The sequence below is a fragment of the uncultured Roseibium sp. genome, from assembly GCF_947494555.1.
Classification (GTDB): Bacteria; Pseudomonadota; Alphaproteobacteria; order Rhizobiales; family Stappiaceae; genus Roseibium.
In genome coordinates this window covers 33,766-48,208 of sequence record NZ_CANLVF010000011.1, presented here as the reverse complement: position 1 = coordinate 48,208, position 14,443 = coordinate 33,766, and the positions used below count along the sequence as shown (strand labels likewise).

Here is a 14,443-nt window from a genome sequence, read left to right as displayed (position 1 = left end):
AGTCAGGATCTGGCAGCTTGTTTTAGGGGTTTGGTGCGCCGCAGACCTGCAAGTTGTTCCCGCAAGTCGAGATTTTCGGCGTCGGCAAGGGTTCCGCGGACATAGTCAATGTGAGCCTCGGATGCGCGTCTGGCACCGGCCGGATCGTGGTCCTTGATGGCGGTTGCAATGGCAAGATGCTGTTGCAGCAATTCGTTACGCGCGGTCGGGTGGTGATAAAGACGCCCGCGATTGTAAAAGACACCGTTCTCGAGCAGCCGGTAGCAGGAACGCAATGTGTGAAGCATCACCACATTGTGTGCCGCTTCACCAACCGCATGGTGAAACTCCACATCGAGCAGAGCCTCCTCGGTAAGGTCGTGGGCCTCATGCGCCGTGTGCATTTGAGTGACGATTTCCTGCAGCCGCTTCAGGTCGGAGGGTGCGGCGCGCATTGCAGCCTGAGCCGCGGCCTGCCCCTCAATTCCCCGCCGGAACTCGAAGTAGTCGTCTATGGCGGACGGGTGACGGGCGATCAGCTCAACGACAGCGTCTGAGAAAATGGAACCGATAAGGTCGCAGACGAATGTGCCGCCACCGCGCCGTGCTTCGATCAGCTTCCGCTCCTCAAGGATCTTGAGAGCGTCCCGAAGCACCGGTCTCGACACTTTCATTTTCTCGGCAAGGTCTCTTTCAGCGGGAAGTCTGTCGCCTGAATGCAAGACGCCTTTCAGGATCAGGTTTTCTATCTGTTCGACAGCGGCGTTGGCCGTTTTCTGATGATCGACGGGTTGAAACATGATGGGCGCGCTCTCTCGTTGCCGCGCACTTTAGGTGGAAATGATAAATTGGTCAAATTTTTTATCCAATTTTGAGAGTGCCTGGGTTTGGGCGGATTGGCGCTCCCTGTGACAATATTAGACCTTGGTCTAAGGTTGGCCTTGTGGGCAAAGTAAAACGCTGTGGCGGTAGAAGATGGGGGCGGAATATTGGGTCAGGGGTCAGAAAACGGATCTTCGCTGCCGTCGTTTCGGACATCCCCCTTGCGCGAACGCGTTTTGGGAGAGGTGCATGCCCGTCCGTTCCGTCCGCTCACAAGCCCGCGAACTGTTCTGCACTACGCATTCCTGACAAGCGCTGAGGAAGCCGCGCAGGACCAGGCATGGCTGTCGGAATTCTGTATTTCGCGCGGAACCCATGGACCGGCGCCCGGCAATCGCCACCACACCGTCTCCTTCGGTGGTGGCACCTTGAGTTGGGAACAGCACGCGGAATTCACGACCTACACATGGGATGGTGCTGCAAACCCCGAGCGGATCTTCGGACCGCTCCCTGCGGCGCATCCATTTGGCGCGGCCTTTCGAGCGCCGGGGGATCTTCTGGTCGCGGTCCGCCTTGAGTTGCGTGAGCCGATGAACGACGAGATCTGGCGTTCTCAGTTTGATGAAAGCAGCCTGACCGTGTCCAATCTTGAGGACGAGGCGGCCGGCGTTGCCACGGATTTCCGCCAGGATGGGGATGGCCTGACCCGCATTCTCGTATTCAACCGCTCGCTGAGCGATGTCCAGTCAGGCGCGGTGATCCAGCGCCTCCTGGAGGTGGAAACCTACCGGACCCTGGCGATGCTCGGACTGTTCGAAGCAGGCAATCTGCAGCCGGAAATCAGGCGCTATGAAATAGAACTCGCGGAATTGACCGGTCAAATGAAGGATGCCTCGGCATTGGGCGCCAATCAGGACCTTTTGGACAAGCTGACGGCCCTGGCAGCCGCGCTCGAGGCCGGGGCGACAGCAAGCACGTTCCGCTTTGGTGCCAGCCGCGCTTATGACCAGATCGTAAAGGCCAGGTTCGCCACGTTGAAGGAAGAAGCCGCGCCTGGAGAGCTATCGATGGCCTCGTTCCTGTCCAGGCGGCTGGCGCCGGCAATGCGGACTTGCCAGGCGATTGAGGACCGGCAGGCAATGCTCTCGCGCAAGCTTGCGCGCGCAACGACATTGTTACGCACGCGCGTGGATGTTGAACTTGAGCAGCAGAACCGCAGCCTTCTGCAATCGATGAACCGCAGGGCCCGCCTGCAGTTGCGTCTGCAACAGACTGTTGAGGGTCTGTCTGTCGCTGCGGTCAGCTACTATGTTGTCGGGCTGATCTCTTATCTGGCAAAAGCGGCGAAGGACGCGGGGCTGCCTGTTCCGAGCGCAAACATCGCGACCGGTGTCTCTGTGCCTGTGATTGTTCTGCTGATCTGGTGGACGGTAAGGCGGATCCGAAAACACCACGGCGAACATTGAAACTGGACAAAAAAAGAAAGGCCGGATTGACCGGCCTTTGTTGTGATGCGACGTCGGCCAACCTTATTCTGTGGTGCCGTCATCTTTGAACTGCGCCAAGTAGGCAATCACATCGGCGCGCTCCTGTTCTTTCCTAAGCCCCGCAAAGGCCATCTTGCCCTTCGGGATAAGGTCCTTCGGTTTGGTCAGGTAGACGACAAGCGTGTCTTCGTCCCAGACCTTGCCGTCGCTCAGCTCAACAAGATTCTTGGAATATTTGTATCCTTCGATCCGGCCCCACGGAGCACCAACGATGCCGTTCAGTTGCGGACCGACCTTGTTCTTGGCGGATTCGCCGACTGCATGGCACGCGGCGCATTTCTTGAATACTCTTTCACCCTTGGTCGGATCGCCTTCGGCACCAGCCTGAACGGTCAGGGCCAGAAGCGCGCTTCCGGCGATCATCAGCAGACGCTGCATATATCTCTCCCTCAATTTGGGTGCTGTCATTACCCCGCACCAAAAGACATCATGCCGGTGTCTGAAGCAAGTGACGCACAGTCGCATCAGGAGTGATACTAATGCCGAACTTCTCCTCGCAATTGTCAAAAGGGAGTGATCATCCCGCCTGAGCGTTGCTCGGTAGCCTGAGCCAGTCGTCCAGGCCTGCATCCCAATAGGGGGACGACCCGTAAAGCGCCGCCAGGAAGTCGATGAAGACACGAACCTTCGCGGGCAGGAACTGACGGCTGGGATAGACGGCATAGAGGCCGACATCTTTCGATGCCCTGTATTGAGGTAGCAGGATCTGCAATTTGCCCTCATGCAGCTCGGGTCCGATATCCCACGTCGAACGCAGGGCGATGCCAACTCCGGAAAGCAGGCATTCACGGACAACTTCATTGGAATTCGTTTTGAGAGGCGCCTGGGTGCGCACGGTTTCGATACCGTTCGGGCCCGCAAGCCGCCAGGGGTCCTGATTGGTTGCGGCGATTGTGACGTGGTTGGCGGCGAGATCTTCGATGCTCTCGGGCACACCATGCCGCGCCACATAGTCCGGGCTTGCACAAAGAATACGATGGACGGGGGCAAGGCGTCGCGCGACGAGGCTGGAATCGGAAAGCTCCGCGATCCTCACTGCCAGATCGTATCCGTCCCCAACAATGTCGACAAAGTCGTCGGAGAGATCGAGATTGACCGAAAGATCCGGGTTCTCGGACAAGAACCGTCCGAGATGAGGCGCGATATGCAGACGTCCGAATGAAGTCGGTACCGCGACCCTGAGGTGTCCGCGTGCCTTGGCGGACCCCCGGGATACGAATGACTCGGCTTCCTCCACCGACGCCAATATGGCCACAACGCGTTCGTAAAAACCCTGGCCGGCTTCCGTCATGGCGATCTGACGTGTGGTTCGCTGCAGCAGCCGGGTGCCCAGCTTTTCTTCCAGCCTGCGGATACGTTTCGACACGACGGCAGGTGAAAGGCTCATTTCGCGTCCGGCGGCCGACATACTGCCCGAGCTGACCACCCGGGCGAAAATTTCCATGTCCGTCAGATTGCTCATTTTCAATCTCTCAGAAAGACAATTATTGTCCTAAGGGGACTTCTCAACGCGACAAGACTTGTCACAATTCAGAAAAGCCGTTGAACTACCAGCTTGTGTTACGACAGGACAAGCCAACTAGATCATACTGAGGAAACCGGAAGGAGTTCCCCGTGACAGCGATCGCGATGCCTGCACCGGATGAAGATGTTCTGTCTCGCCGTCAGGACATACTCAAAGCTCTGAAGTCCATTGTTCCGGGCGAGGGGGTAATCCACGAAGAGCGCGAGATGCGCGCATACGAAACGGATGCGCTGACCGCGTATCGCCAGCTGCCGTTGATTGTTGTCCTTCCGGAAACGGTTGAACAGGTCTCCAAGGTCCTGAAGTACTGCTATGAGAACAACGTCAAGGTGGTTCCCAGAGGGGCAGGCACATCTCTTTCCGGTGGCGCGCTGCCGCTCGCGGACGGTGTTCTTCTCTCGATGATGAAATTCAACCAGGTGCTCGACATCGATTTCGACAACCGGGCTGTGGTTGTCCAGCCAGGCGTCACAAATCTCGGCATCACCCGGGCCGTCGAGGACGAGGGGTTTTACTACGCGCCCGATCCGTCTTCCCAGATCGCCTGCTCGATCGGCGGAAATATTGCGGAAAATTCAGGCGGTGTGCATTGCCTGAAATACGGTTTGACAACCAACAACGTACTGGGCCTGGAAATGGTGCTGATCACGGGAGAGGTAATCCGGCTCGGTGGCAAGCACCTCGACAGTGAAGGCTACGATCTTCTTGCTCTGATGACGGGATCGGAGGGCCTTCTCGGCGTGGTCACGGAGGTAACGGTTCGCATTCTTCAAAAACCGGAGACGGCGCGCGCGCTCCTTATCGGCTTTCCGACAAGCGAGGATGGCGGTCGCTGCGTCGCCGAAATCATTGCCGCGGGCATCATTCCCGGCGGGATGGAGATGATGGACAAGCCCGCCATTCATGCGGCCGAGGATTTCGTCAATGCCGGTTATCCAAGGGATGTCGAAGCGCTTCTGATCGTTGAACTGGACGGCCCCGAAAAAGAGGTTGATTTTCTGATCGGGCGTGTCGAAGAGATCGCGCGCGCAAATCAGGCAAGTCACGTGCGCATCTCGCAGACAGAGGAAGAGCGCATGACTTTCTGGGCGGGCCGGAAAGCTGCTTTTCCCGCGGTGGGCCGGATTTCTCCGGACTATCTTTGCATGGATGGCACGATACCCCGCCGCGAACTGCCGAAGGTCCTGGCGCGAATGCGCGAACTCTCCGAAAAACACGGCCTCGGAGTGGCGAACGTGTTTCATGCAGGCGACGGCAATCTTCATCCGCTCATACTCTATGACGCCAACAAACCGGGTGAACTGGATGCCGCCGAGGCTTTCGGGGCCGATATCCTGCGCCTGTGCGTCGAGGTCGGGGGTGTCCTGACGGGTGAGCACGGTGTCGGCATCGAGAAACGTGACCTGATGACCGACATGTTCACCGAGGCGGATCTGAAGCAGCAGCAGCGGGTCAAATGTGCCTTCGATGAAAAGCAGCTTCTCAATCCCGGGAAGGTGTTTCCCGTGCTCCATCGGTGCGCCGAATTGGGCAAGATGCACGTTCACAAGGGGCAGCTTCCGTTCCCCGACATTCCCCGGTTCTGAGGGCCCTAGCCAATGGATGCGACACTGAAACCGCGCGATGCGCGCGAGATAGAGGATGCCGTCAGGTGGGCAGCCGCAGAAGAACAGCCGCTTGAAGTAATCGGTCAGGGTTCAAAACGTGGTCTGGGCCGCCCTGTTCAGGCAGCACATGTCCTCGATCTCTCGGGTGTGAACGGGATCGAAGCCTACGAACCGGCGGAACTTGTACTGACGGTGAAAGCGGGAACCCCGATCGCCGAGATTGAGCAGCTCGTTGACGAAAACGGTCAGGAACTGTCCTTCGAACCCATGGATTATGGGCCGCTGCAGGGCAATGGTGCCGGCAAAGGCACCATTGGCGGCGTTCTTGCAGCCAACCTGTCCGGTCCACGCCGGCTCAAGGCAGGTGCTGCAAGGGATCATATTCTGGGCATGGAAGCCGTGTCGGGCCGTGGCGAAATCTTCAATTCCGGTGGCAAGGTCGTAAAGAACGTCACCGGCTACGATCTGCCAAGAGCCCTCTGCGGGTCGTATGGAACATTGGCGGTCGCGGCAACGGTAACGCTCAAGGTGAACCCGAAACCCGAGACATCGGCGAGCTTCGTCCTGACAGGCCTTCAGGACGAAACAGCCGTTGCAGCACTTTGCAAGGCGATGGGATCGTCGGCCGAAGTGTCGGGGGCGGCGCACCTTCCCGCCGGTGTCAACGGCGACAAAAGCCAGACAGTGCTTCGCCTCGAAGGGTTTCAGACGTCGGTCGACTACCGTTTCAGCACGCTTCAGGATCTGCTGCGCGAATACGGCCAGCCGGGCCGGCTTGACGAAACACTTTCCAGATCCCAATGGCAGTCCATTCGCGACGTGATGCCGTTTGCCGACACGGCAGCGCCCGTGTGGCGGGTGTCGGTTGCGCCGACCAACGGACCGAAATTCGTCGAGATGCTGCGCGAAGATCTTGACGTTCAGGCGTTTTACGATTGGAGCGGTGGTCTCGTATGGGTCTTGGTTGAAGATGGCCTGGTCCATGAAACGGACATTCGCCAGACACTGGAACGTGCTGGTGGGGGGCATGCGACGCTGGTTCGGGCCGGATTGTCAGTGCGCACCGATGTTGCAGTGTTCCAGCCGCAATCAGCGCCCTTGGCAAACCTATCGAAACGCCTGAAGGCTCAATTCGACCCGAGCGGCATTTTGAACCCGGGGCGAATGGTTTCGGGCGTATAGCCGACCCGGCCCGTCAGGTATCGGTTATCGCGGGTCAGCCGAAGCATGCATTGGCGGATCTTGCGGCGCTGGTGCTCGCTTGTTTATTTGGGGCGCGATTTGCGGCTTCCGGCACCAACCCTGTTGCAATTGCGGGTCCTTTGCCTAGGGTGGTTGGATCAGCGTCTGCGCTCTTCGGCAGATGCATTCATTTGTTGTCGGGGCTAATCATTGAGCGGAGTGCGGTGATGAACGATCAGACTGATGTTGCGGGTTACATGGAACCAGGTGGCAAGAACGTCACTCTCATATACATACTTTATCTTGTCAGTATCATTGTGGGCATCACATCAATCATTGGTGTCATCTTTGCTTACCTGAACAAGGGCAAGGCGGCTGAGTGGGTCGATACGCACTACATCTATCAAATCCGGACGTTCTGGATCGGTATCCTCTTCAGCATTATCGGCGCGGTGCTGGTGTTTATTTTCATCGGCATATTCGTTCTGATCGCAACGCTGGTTTGGGCGATTATCCGTTGCATCAAGGGCCTGCAGCTGGCATCGCGTGGTGAAGAAATCTCCAATCCGCGCACTTGGATGTTCTAAGGCGAGGCACGTGTCACTGACTGACTGAGACGTGCGCCATCTTCGCGACCTGTCGGCGAGACTGTCTGTTTTGGCAAAACCCTTATGCCGTAAACGCGTCTTGTGCCGCCTGTGACCAACCCCTACGATCTCCGCAAGCTTGGGAGAGAAAAAAGGGACGCCGTGGGCGATGCAGACGAATTTCACCGCCGAACAGCTGAAAGACAGTCACGTTGCTGAGTCGGAGAAAATCCTGCGTAAATGCGTGCATTGCGGTTTCTGCACGGCGACATGTCCGACATTCACCCTGCTCGGCGATGAGCTCGACAGTCCGCGCGGGCGCATCTACCTGATCAAGGACATGCTGGAGAACGACCGGCCGGCGGACGACAAGATTGTCAAACACATCGACCGGTGCCTGTCCTGCCTGGCGTGCATGACCACCTGTCCTTCGGGTGTTCACTACATGCACCTTGTCGACCACGCGCGTGCACATATCGAAAAGACCTACAAGAGGCCGCTGTCGGATCGGATCATGCGATCCGTTCTGGCATTTGTGCTTCCCTATCCCGGCCGGTTTCGCCTCGCCCTGATAGGAGCGTTTTTCGGACGTCCATTCGCGCGCGCCTTGAAGGCATTGGGCGGTCCGATGGCGCAGGTCGGCGCCATGCTGGAACTTGCTCCGGTCAGGGCACCAGGCCGTGGCCAGCTGGAGGGCCCGGGACAGTACTCGCCGGACAAACAGGAGAAGAAAGGCCGGGTTGCCCTTTTGGGCGGATGCGCGCAGCCGGTTTTGAATCCCGCCATAAATGACGCCACGATCCGGCTTCTCCGCCGTGCCGGCTATGAAGTCGTGCTGCCGAAAGGGGAAGTTTGCTGCGGCGCGTTGGTGCACCACATGGGCAAAGAGGAAGCGTCGCTTGAAAATGCGCGGCGCAATGTCGATGTCTGGCTGCGTGAAGCAGATGGCGAAGGACTGGATGCGGTTCTGATCACCGCCTCGGGCTGCGGCACGACGATCAAGGATTATGGCTTCATGCTGCGGGACGATCCTGCCTACGCTGAAAAAGCCGCCAAGGTCTCCGCACTTGCCAAGGACATTACCGAGTTTCTTTCAGACATCGATCTGGGGACACCGGTGCTCAAGCCGGGACTGACCGTTGCCTACCACTCCGCATGCTCTATGCAGCATGGGCAAAAGATAACAAGACAGCCCAAAGAGCTGCTGAAGGCTGCCGGATTTGACGTCAGGGATGTCCCGGAAGGGCATCTGTGCTGCGGATCGGCAGGCACCTACAATATTCTGCAGCCCGAAATTGCCCGCAAGCTGCGGGATCGCAAAATCGCCAATATCAACAAAACCACGCCGGATCTCATAGCGACCGGCAACATCGGTTGCATGACGCAGATCGGCCTCGGAACGGACATCCCTATTCTTCACACTGCTGAGCTTCTCGATTGGGTGTATGGCGGCCCACAGCCGGATGGTCTGTCGGCGCGGCACCAATCTGACGCAGCCGAATAACGGTCCTGAATGCCTGCCCGCGCACTGCTTCAGCTGTTTCGCGTGCCGAGTTGCACCGGTGTCTTGTCGGGCTCGTTGTCCGGAGACTGTCCTGAAAGCCGGAGTGTCCGGTCGAGAAGTTGCTCGTAGATCGGACGGCCGCCAAGGTGGTGGGCCGTAAGTGAGGCCGTCGTGCAAGTCACAAGGACTGGCATGATCAGGGCATAAGCGCCGGTAAGTTCCATCACCAGCACGACACCGACAAGTGGCGCCCGCACGGACGCGGCAAAAAAACCGCCCATCGCCGCAACCGCACAAGCAGCCCGGAAATTGTCCTCCACCGGGAGCGTTTGCACGGCGAGTACGCCGAACGCCAAACCCGCGCATGTCGCGATGGAGAGCATTGGGGCAAATATGCCTCCCGGGACACCGGACGCGTAGGAAAACAGTACGCCACCGAAACGCAGAAAAGTCAGCAGCAACAGAACCAGCACACCATAGTTGCTGGAAATAAGGTCATGCACCAGGTCTTCGCCGCCTCCGGTCGCATCGGGGAAGGCATTGAGCAAGATCCCGGTGACCGCGCCGATCGCGAGTGCCGGCAGCCAGCGCAGCGCTTTGGGAATGCGGATGAAGAGATCCATGACCGCAAGCAGGGCCCAGTTGAAGAAGACGCCGAGGCCTCCGAGAAGAACGCCAAGCACCGCCAGGAGTACATAGCTCCAAACCGGAAGATAGTGGACGTCGACCACGAGGAGCGGACCGGTTTGCGTCAGCTGCTCGGTGACCGCAGCGCTCAGGATTGAAGCGATAATGACAGCCATGTAGGTGCGGTAGCCGAAGGGAAATTGACGACGCGTCTCTTCGACAATGAAAAGAATCGCGGCCAGAGGCGCATTGAAGGCCGCTGCCAGTCCGGCTGCGGCGCCTGCCGCCAGAAGTCCCTTGTGATCGGCGGCGGAAATGTCGTGAGATCGCGCCAGCGCTTCTGCGGTCATTGCACCCATGTGGATCGTTGGGCCTTCCCGCCCGAGAACCAGGCCGGAGCCGAGCGCAAGCAGACCTCCGAAAAACTTGGCGATCAGGACCTGCGGCCAGTGCACCGGCCGCTTGTCTTCCATCGCCCCTTCGATTTCCTGAATACCGCTGCCCGCCGCTTCGGGTGCGACACGTTGAACGAGCAGATACGCGCCGGCGACGCACAGGGAAGAAATCACCACGGATACGGCATAAGGCAATACGCCCCCGCCAAGGGCGCTTCGCAGGGCGGCATACTGCGCAAAAAGGACTTCCAGGCCGGCGTGGAAACCCGTTGCCAGTCCGCCGACAAGCAAACCGACAATCGCAGCTTTCACAAAATAGGCCGTGTCAGAACCGGCGGAGAAAAGATCAGTGCCTCGGGCCATACCCAGCGTTGGTTTGAAGCGGATTTGAGAACGGGGATTCGCTCTTCCTGAAATACAAACTGCAAAGAAACCGTTTGGTGTGCAAGCGATGCTTTCCTTGCAAACAAAAACGCACGGCAAAGCCGCGCGTTTCGTCACTGCTCATTGCATTGCAATGTGTCTAGATCACATGGACCTTGGTGCCGACGCCGACCCGCTCGTAAAGATCCATGACGTCTTCGTTGCGCATGCGGATGCATCCTGAGGAAACCGCATGACCAATGGTCCAGGGTTCGTTGGAACCGTGAATGCGGTAAAGGGTCGATCCGAGATAAAGCGCCCGTGCACCCATCGGGTTCTGAGGTCCGCCCGCCATGAAGACCGGAAGGTCAGGGCGCCGCTTGCGCATTGCGGCGGGTGGGCGCCAGTCCGGCCATTCCGCCTTGCGTGTCACCTTGTGGGTTCCAGCCCACTCGAAACCCGGCTTTCCGACGCCGACGCCATAGCGGCGCGCCGTGCCATCGCTCTGCACCAGGTAAAGAAAGCGGGTATTGGTGTCGATGACGATCGTGCCCGGCGAGTAGGGGCCGTGATAGTCAACGATTGTCGGCAGAAACTGCGGCGCGATCTGGCGCGTTTGCCGTTTTGGCTGCTGCCGCGCCGGCTCCATGCGGCGGGACCACCAATTGGCACGCCGTACCTGGGGCTGTTGAACCTGGCGCCGCTGGGCAGGGGCAACCGCACGGCGGGCCGCACCAGGCTGCAGCTGCAGCATCCACGGTTCGGTCAGATTGGGGCTAAGGACAAGTGGTGGCGGCGCAACCTGACCTGCCGTTGCCGGCTCCGACCATAGGGCGCCGGCAACAAAGGCTGCTCCCGTGAAAATCAGCGCAGTCCAGAAACGTTTCTTTGGAAAGAACATGGCAGTACTCTTTACTCAACATCGACCATATTCACCGGCAATTTTAGGCCGCCGGTTAACGAACTGGCAATGATAATAGTCGCGCAAGTTCAGCCAATAATGAATCGGGTACTGAGATTTTCAGTAAATGTTTCTTATGGTTATCCGAGTGTTGAAGAACAGGATTAACAAATTCCTTCGGACGGAATGTGCCCGGCAAAGCATCGAATTGTGTGATTGAATTCTCTGCGCTTTCCGCCGATCGTTGGTTAACGTACACGCCTCCGGGCGTCGCGTGCCACAAGAGGCAAGAGTGGTTTTGTCTGTTTCTTGGACATGCCCGGTCGGATCCTGGGATCGTAAAGCATGTTCAAAATGATCTGGTCGAAGACCGTGAACCGGCTGTGGCGGGACGCATCGTTAAAGACGGAGTGAGTCAGGTCCTGATGATCGTTCATGGGGCCAAGGCCCTGCAGTATTTCCTCCACAAGGCATCGTTTGAACAGAAACTCGCCTTCATCTGAAACGATCACTGCAGAAGATCGCTTGATACCTTCGCGCCCGGAGACCACACGCACGAGGCATCGACCGGGAACCTTGGCACGGTCGTTCTTGTAAATGTCTCTTTGAACCACCGAAACATATTGTGCGCGGTCGACCACATAAACTTCGAAATTCGCCGCCGAAGGATCGTTCGTGATGCCTGTCTTGAGGCCACCGATGCGCCGATCGATCTCGCGCACGAAACGGTGAACGACGCGGGTACGGTCGCGGCGCGACAGGTTGTGAACGTAGAATGTCACCGGCTGCGTGAATTTCTTGACCAGATAAGGCCGCCAGCTCCAGCTACGGTACTCAAGACCGAATACTGTTTTTTCGAAACCCCGCAGCAGTTCTTCTGTTGAAAACGAATCATTTGCAGCGCGAACAGGTGTCACGCTCAAAAGCGTCATCAGAAAAACACTGAAAAGAAAATCGGGCGAACGAAGAAAACGCATGCTTTCCATATATGTCAGAACGCCTCTTGCGGCCACATTGTTGTTCTGTGTCCCGGTTCCTTGGCACTCCTGCGGAGGCCAAACGACCGGTTGCTTAAAATTTCCTCCAAAAAGATAACCAAACCGTTTGAGAGAAAAAACAATGTTTGTCGCACTAAATTGCCGGCGATCTTTGTCGATTGCGGCAAATCAAGCAAAAACAATTCCTTAAACTTCCCCTGCTACGTATTGAGCAATCGCTATTCAAATGCGCCTGCAGGGGCAAGGGACGGGAGATGGCATGGCCGCGCTGAAGAGATCCTTTCGAGCGGAAAGCTTGATACATATGAATTCCGGGGCCGATACGGATCCCGCCTTTGCCGACGAGCGGCGGCATCAGGAAGTGCTTTCTGAAATTTCCAGCCTGAAATCATTGGTGACGCAGGGTGTAAAAGGTCAGGAAAAATCGCTCGATCCGGAGGAAATGAGCCAAAAGTTCATGACCGAATTCCGGAAGGAAATGTCTGAAGCCGCCAAGCTGAAGGTCGAGCTTGATGCGATTTACGAGGCGATCGCACAGACCAAGAAGGAAATCGCCACTCTGCACAACACCACGGGTTCCAAGGGCGAGGAGATGACCCGGGTAACCAACGAGCTTGATGCAGTGGTTGACGGAACTGAAGGAGCGACGGAAACCATTCTGGCATCTGCGGAGTTCATTGACGAAACAGCGAATACGCTTTCAGCCCGCGTTGGCAGGGAAGAGGCGGAGCTTGCCAATGATATTCAGGAGCGGGTCGTCCATATCTTTGAAGCCTGTAACTTCCAGGATCTTACAGGCCAGCGAATCACGAAAGTGGTCTCAACGCTGCGCTTTGTCGAAGACAGGATCATGCAGATGATGGATATCTGGGGCGGTATCGAGACCTTCAAGGATATCGAACTCGACGAACGCGAAGCAAAGGAAGGCGACGCCGCTCTGCTGAACGGGCCGGCGCTCGAGAGCGATACGGATGTCGCCACTCAGGACGATATCGACGCGCTTTTTGCCTGATAGATTCCGTTATACGTTGTTCCAGCCCGGCGATTTCGCCGGGCTTTTCGTTTGGGAAGTGGCATTGCGCGTTTGCATATTGTGGCTTGAAACTTCCAGCGGTCGGAGGTACCAATGAGAACAAAGAGTGAATATTGGGGTCGTCATGAGTGAGCAAGAAACCGGAAGCCAGAAGAAACACGAGCGCGATCCGATTACCGGTCTCATACATGGTGACGACGGCAAACAGCGATGCTGGTGGTACGGCGGGCTGGAGGACTACCAACGCTACCACGACACGGAGTGGGGATGGCCCGTGGATGACGACCGCCGTCTCTTTGAAAAGATCTGTCTCGAAGGCTTTCAGTCGGGTCTGTCCTGGCTGACGATCCTGCGCAAGCGGGAAGGGTTCCGTGCAGCGTTCGCCAATTTCGAGTTTGAGAAAGTCGCGAAGTTTACCGAGCAAGACGTCAACAGGTGTTTGGAAGACACCGGTATCGTACGTCATCGCAAGAAAATCGAATCGACAATCAACAATGCCAACCGGGCCCTTGAACTCAGGGAGGAATTTGGCTCGCTCGCCGCATATTTCTGGTCCTTTGAACCGAAGCCGGAAAACCGGCCTCCCAGGATCGACTTCGAAACAGCAAGGACGCTCGGCAAGACGGAGGAGAGCACGGCGCTTTCCAAAGATCTGAAAAAGCGCGGCTGGAGCTTCGTCGGACCGACCACCGTTTACGCCTTCATGCAATCGATGGGCATGGTCAACGACCACCTTGAAGGTTGTTTTTGCAGGGAGTTGGTCGAAGAGGCACGCGACACGTTCGTCAGGCCGAAAAGGAAATAGCTCGGCGGTTGGGCGGGCGCGCAACGGGGACGGGTGTTGCAATCCGTCATTGTGCCTTGACACAATAGCGACGCCATCCGCAAAGCGATTTGTGCATTGTCGTGATGAAAGTGCCCCGGTTCCTAAACAGGGAGGTGTTCAAATGTCTGAAACGGTAAAATGTACAGCGGTTTATCCGACCCTTGCCGCACCGGATATCGAAGAAACCTGCAACTGGTACGTGGACAAGCTCGGCTTCAAGATAAGATTTTTGTGGGGCGACCCGCCCACACATGGAGCCATCCTGCTGGGAGACGCGTGTGTCCATTTCTGGAAAGGCGCATCGCAATTGAATGAAAACTGGCTCTACTTCGACATCGACAATCTGGAAGCGATGTATCAACGTGCCCGGGAAAATTCGGTCGCGATTGCCCGTGAGCCGGAAACCTATCCCTGGGGTATGCGCGAATTCAACGCGACCGACCTGAATGGCTACAACATCCGCTTTGGACAGCACATGGGCGTTTAGACGAGGCAGCGGCGAAGTTTTAGGCCAGCTGGCGGCAGGATCTGGGTCAATAAGTGGTAC

14 protein-coding genes are annotated in these 14,443 nt (G+C 57.3%); 8 read left to right on the top strand and 6 right to left on the bottom strand.

Going from position 1 to position 14,443, the window contains the following annotated elements; genetic code table 11:
- Positions 1-2: 2 nt before the first annotated feature.
- Complete coding sequence (locus Q0915_RS31640; protein ID WP_299484338.1) at positions 3-779, bottom strand: FadR/GntR family transcriptional regulator; 777 nt, start codon at positions 777-779, stop codon at positions 3-5.
- A 243-nt stretch (positions 780-1,022) separates the two neighbouring features.
- Here Q0915_RS31640 and Q0915_RS31635 point away from each other — a divergent pair, with 243 nt between their 5' ends.
- Entirely contained in the window at positions 1,023-2,267 is a 1,245-nt protein-coding gene (locus tag Q0915_RS31635; RefSeq protein WP_299484337.1) for a DUF3422 domain-containing protein, read from the top strand.
- Positions 2,268-2,330: 63 nt separating this feature from the next.
- Here Q0915_RS31635 and Q0915_RS31630 read toward each other — a convergent pair whose 3' ends face one another.
- Together Q0915_RS31630 and Q0915_RS31625 are read right to left on the bottom strand one after the other, a co-directional pair.
- A complete protein-coding gene (locus tag Q0915_RS31630; protein ID WP_299484336.1) occupies positions 2,331-2,726 on the bottom strand; it encodes a cytochrome c family protein in 396 nt (131 codons plus the stop codon).
- A 139-nt stretch (positions 2,727-2,865) separates the two neighbouring features.
- Complete coding sequence (locus Q0915_RS31625) at positions 2,866-3,810, bottom strand: LysR family transcriptional regulator (RefSeq protein ID WP_299484335.1); 945 nt, start codon at positions 3,808-3,810, stop codon at positions 2,866-2,868.
- Between the two features lie 152 nt (positions 3,811-3,962).
- On the opposite strand from Q0915_RS31625, the gene Q0915_RS31620 reads away from it, so the two are divergent.
- From Q0915_RS31620 to glcF, 4 genes are all read left to right on the top strand, one after another.
- Positions 3,963-5,459: an FAD-linked oxidase C-terminal domain-containing protein gene (locus Q0915_RS31620; protein WP_299484334.1), complete on the top strand. Its 1,497-nt coding sequence runs from the start codon at positions 3,963-3,965 to the stop codon at positions 5,457-5,459.
- Positions 5,460-5,471: 12 nt separating this feature from the next.
- Positions 5,472-6,662 carry a glycolate oxidase subunit GlcE gene (gene glcE, locus Q0915_RS31615; RefSeq protein WP_299484333.1) on the top strand — a complete coding sequence of 397 codons (1,191 nt, stop codon included), beginning with the start codon at positions 5,472-5,474 and terminating at the stop codon, positions 6,660-6,662.
- Between the two features lie 227 nt (positions 6,663-6,889).
- Positions 6,890-7,249 (top strand): DUF4870 domain-containing protein, encoded by a 360-nt coding sequence (locus tag Q0915_RS31610; protein ID WP_299484332.1) that lies wholly within the window; start codon positions 6,890-6,892, stop codon positions 7,247-7,249.
- A gap of 169 nt (positions 7,250-7,418) precedes the next feature.
- Entirely contained in the window at positions 7,419-8,753 is a 1,335-nt protein-coding gene (gene glcF, locus Q0915_RS31605) for a glycolate oxidase subunit GlcF (RefSeq protein WP_299484331.1), read from the top strand.
- A gap of 29 nt (positions 8,754-8,782) precedes the next feature.
- Here glcF and clcA read toward each other — a convergent pair whose 3' ends face one another.
- The 3 genes from clcA to Q0915_RS31590 form a co-directional block, all read right to left on the bottom strand.
- Positions 8,783-10,138, bottom strand: a complete 1,356-nt coding sequence (gene clcA / locus Q0915_RS31600; protein WP_299484330.1) for a H(+)/Cl(-) exchange transporter ClcA — start codon at positions 10,136-10,138, stop codon at positions 8,783-8,785.
- Between the two features lie 160 nt (positions 10,139-10,298).
- A complete protein-coding gene (locus tag Q0915_RS31595) occupies positions 10,299-11,039 on the bottom strand; it encodes a L,D-transpeptidase (RefSeq protein ID WP_299484329.1) in 741 nt (246 codons plus the stop codon).
- Positions 11,040-11,287: 248 nt separating this feature from the next.
- Entirely contained in the window at positions 11,288-12,016 is a 729-nt protein-coding gene (locus Q0915_RS31590; RefSeq protein ID WP_299484328.1) for a DUF2927 domain-containing protein, read from the bottom strand.
- Between the two features lie 280 nt (positions 12,017-12,296).
- Here Q0915_RS31590 and Q0915_RS31585 point away from each other — a divergent pair, with 280 nt between their 5' ends.
- The 3 genes from Q0915_RS31585 to Q0915_RS31575 all read left to right on the top strand — a co-directional run bounded on the left by Q0915_RS31585 (position 12,297) and on the right by Q0915_RS31575 (position 14,383).
- Positions 12,297-13,049 carry a protein phosphatase CheZ gene (locus Q0915_RS31585; protein ID WP_299484327.1) on the top strand — a complete coding sequence of 251 codons (753 nt, stop codon included), beginning with the start codon at positions 12,297-12,299 and terminating at the stop codon, positions 13,047-13,049.
- A gap of 145 nt (positions 13,050-13,194) precedes the next feature.
- Positions 13,195-13,875, top strand: a complete 681-nt coding sequence (locus Q0915_RS31580; protein WP_299484326.1) for a DNA-3-methyladenine glycosylase I — start codon at positions 13,195-13,197, stop codon at positions 13,873-13,875.
- 142 nt (positions 13,876-14,017) lie between these two features.
- A complete protein-coding gene (locus Q0915_RS31575) occupies positions 14,018-14,383 on the top strand; it encodes a VOC family protein (RefSeq protein ID WP_299484325.1) in 366 nt (121 codons plus the stop codon).
- The last annotated feature ends 60 nt before the right edge of the window (positions 14,384-14,443 follow it).

Excerpts from the sequence above, each read along its gene's own strand:
- Q0915_RS31640 (WP_299484338.1), bottom strand. The coding sequence starts at position 779 with ATGTTTCAACCCGTCGATCATCAGAAAACGGCCAACGCCGCTGTCGAA.
- Q0915_RS31630 (WP_299484336.1), bottom strand. The coding sequence starts at position 2,726 with ATGCAGCGTCTGCTGATGATCGCCGGAAGCGCGCTTCTGGCCCTGACC.
- Q0915_RS31625 (WP_299484335.1), bottom strand. The coding sequence starts at position 3,810 with ATGAGCAATCTGACGGACATGGAAATTTTCGCCCGGGTGGTCAGCTCG.
- glcE (WP_299484333.1), top strand. The coding sequence starts at position 5,472 with ATGGATGCGACACTGAAACCGCGCGATGCGCGCGAGATAGAGGATGCC.
- Q0915_RS31610 (WP_299484332.1), top strand. The coding sequence starts at position 6,890 with ATGAACGATCAGACTGATGTTGCGGGTTACATGGAACCAGGTGGCAAG.
- glcF (WP_299484331.1), top strand. The coding sequence starts at position 7,419 with ATGCAGACGAATTTCACCGCCGAACAGCTGAAAGACAGTCACGTTGCT.
- clcA (WP_299484330.1), bottom strand. The coding sequence starts at position 10,138 with ATGGCCCGAGGCACTGATCTTTTCTCCGCCGGTTCTGACACGGCCTAT.
- Q0915_RS31595 (WP_299484329.1), bottom strand. The coding sequence starts at position 11,039 with ATGTTCTTTCCAAAGAAACGTTTCTGGACTGCGCTGATTTTCACGGGA.
- Q0915_RS31590 (WP_299484328.1), bottom strand. The coding sequence starts at position 12,016 with ATGCGTTTTCTTCGTTCGCCCGATTTTCTTTTCAGTGTTTTTCTGATG.
- Q0915_RS31585 (WP_299484327.1), top strand. The coding sequence starts at position 12,297 with ATGGCCGCGCTGAAGAGATCCTTTCGAGCGGAAAGCTTGATACATATG.
- Q0915_RS31580 (WP_299484326.1), top strand. The coding sequence starts at position 13,195 with ATGAGTGAGCAAGAAACCGGAAGCCAGAAGAAACACGAGCGCGATCCG.
- Q0915_RS31575 (WP_299484325.1), top strand. The coding sequence starts at position 14,018 with ATGTCTGAAACGGTAAAATGTACAGCGGTTTATCCGACCCTTGCCGCA.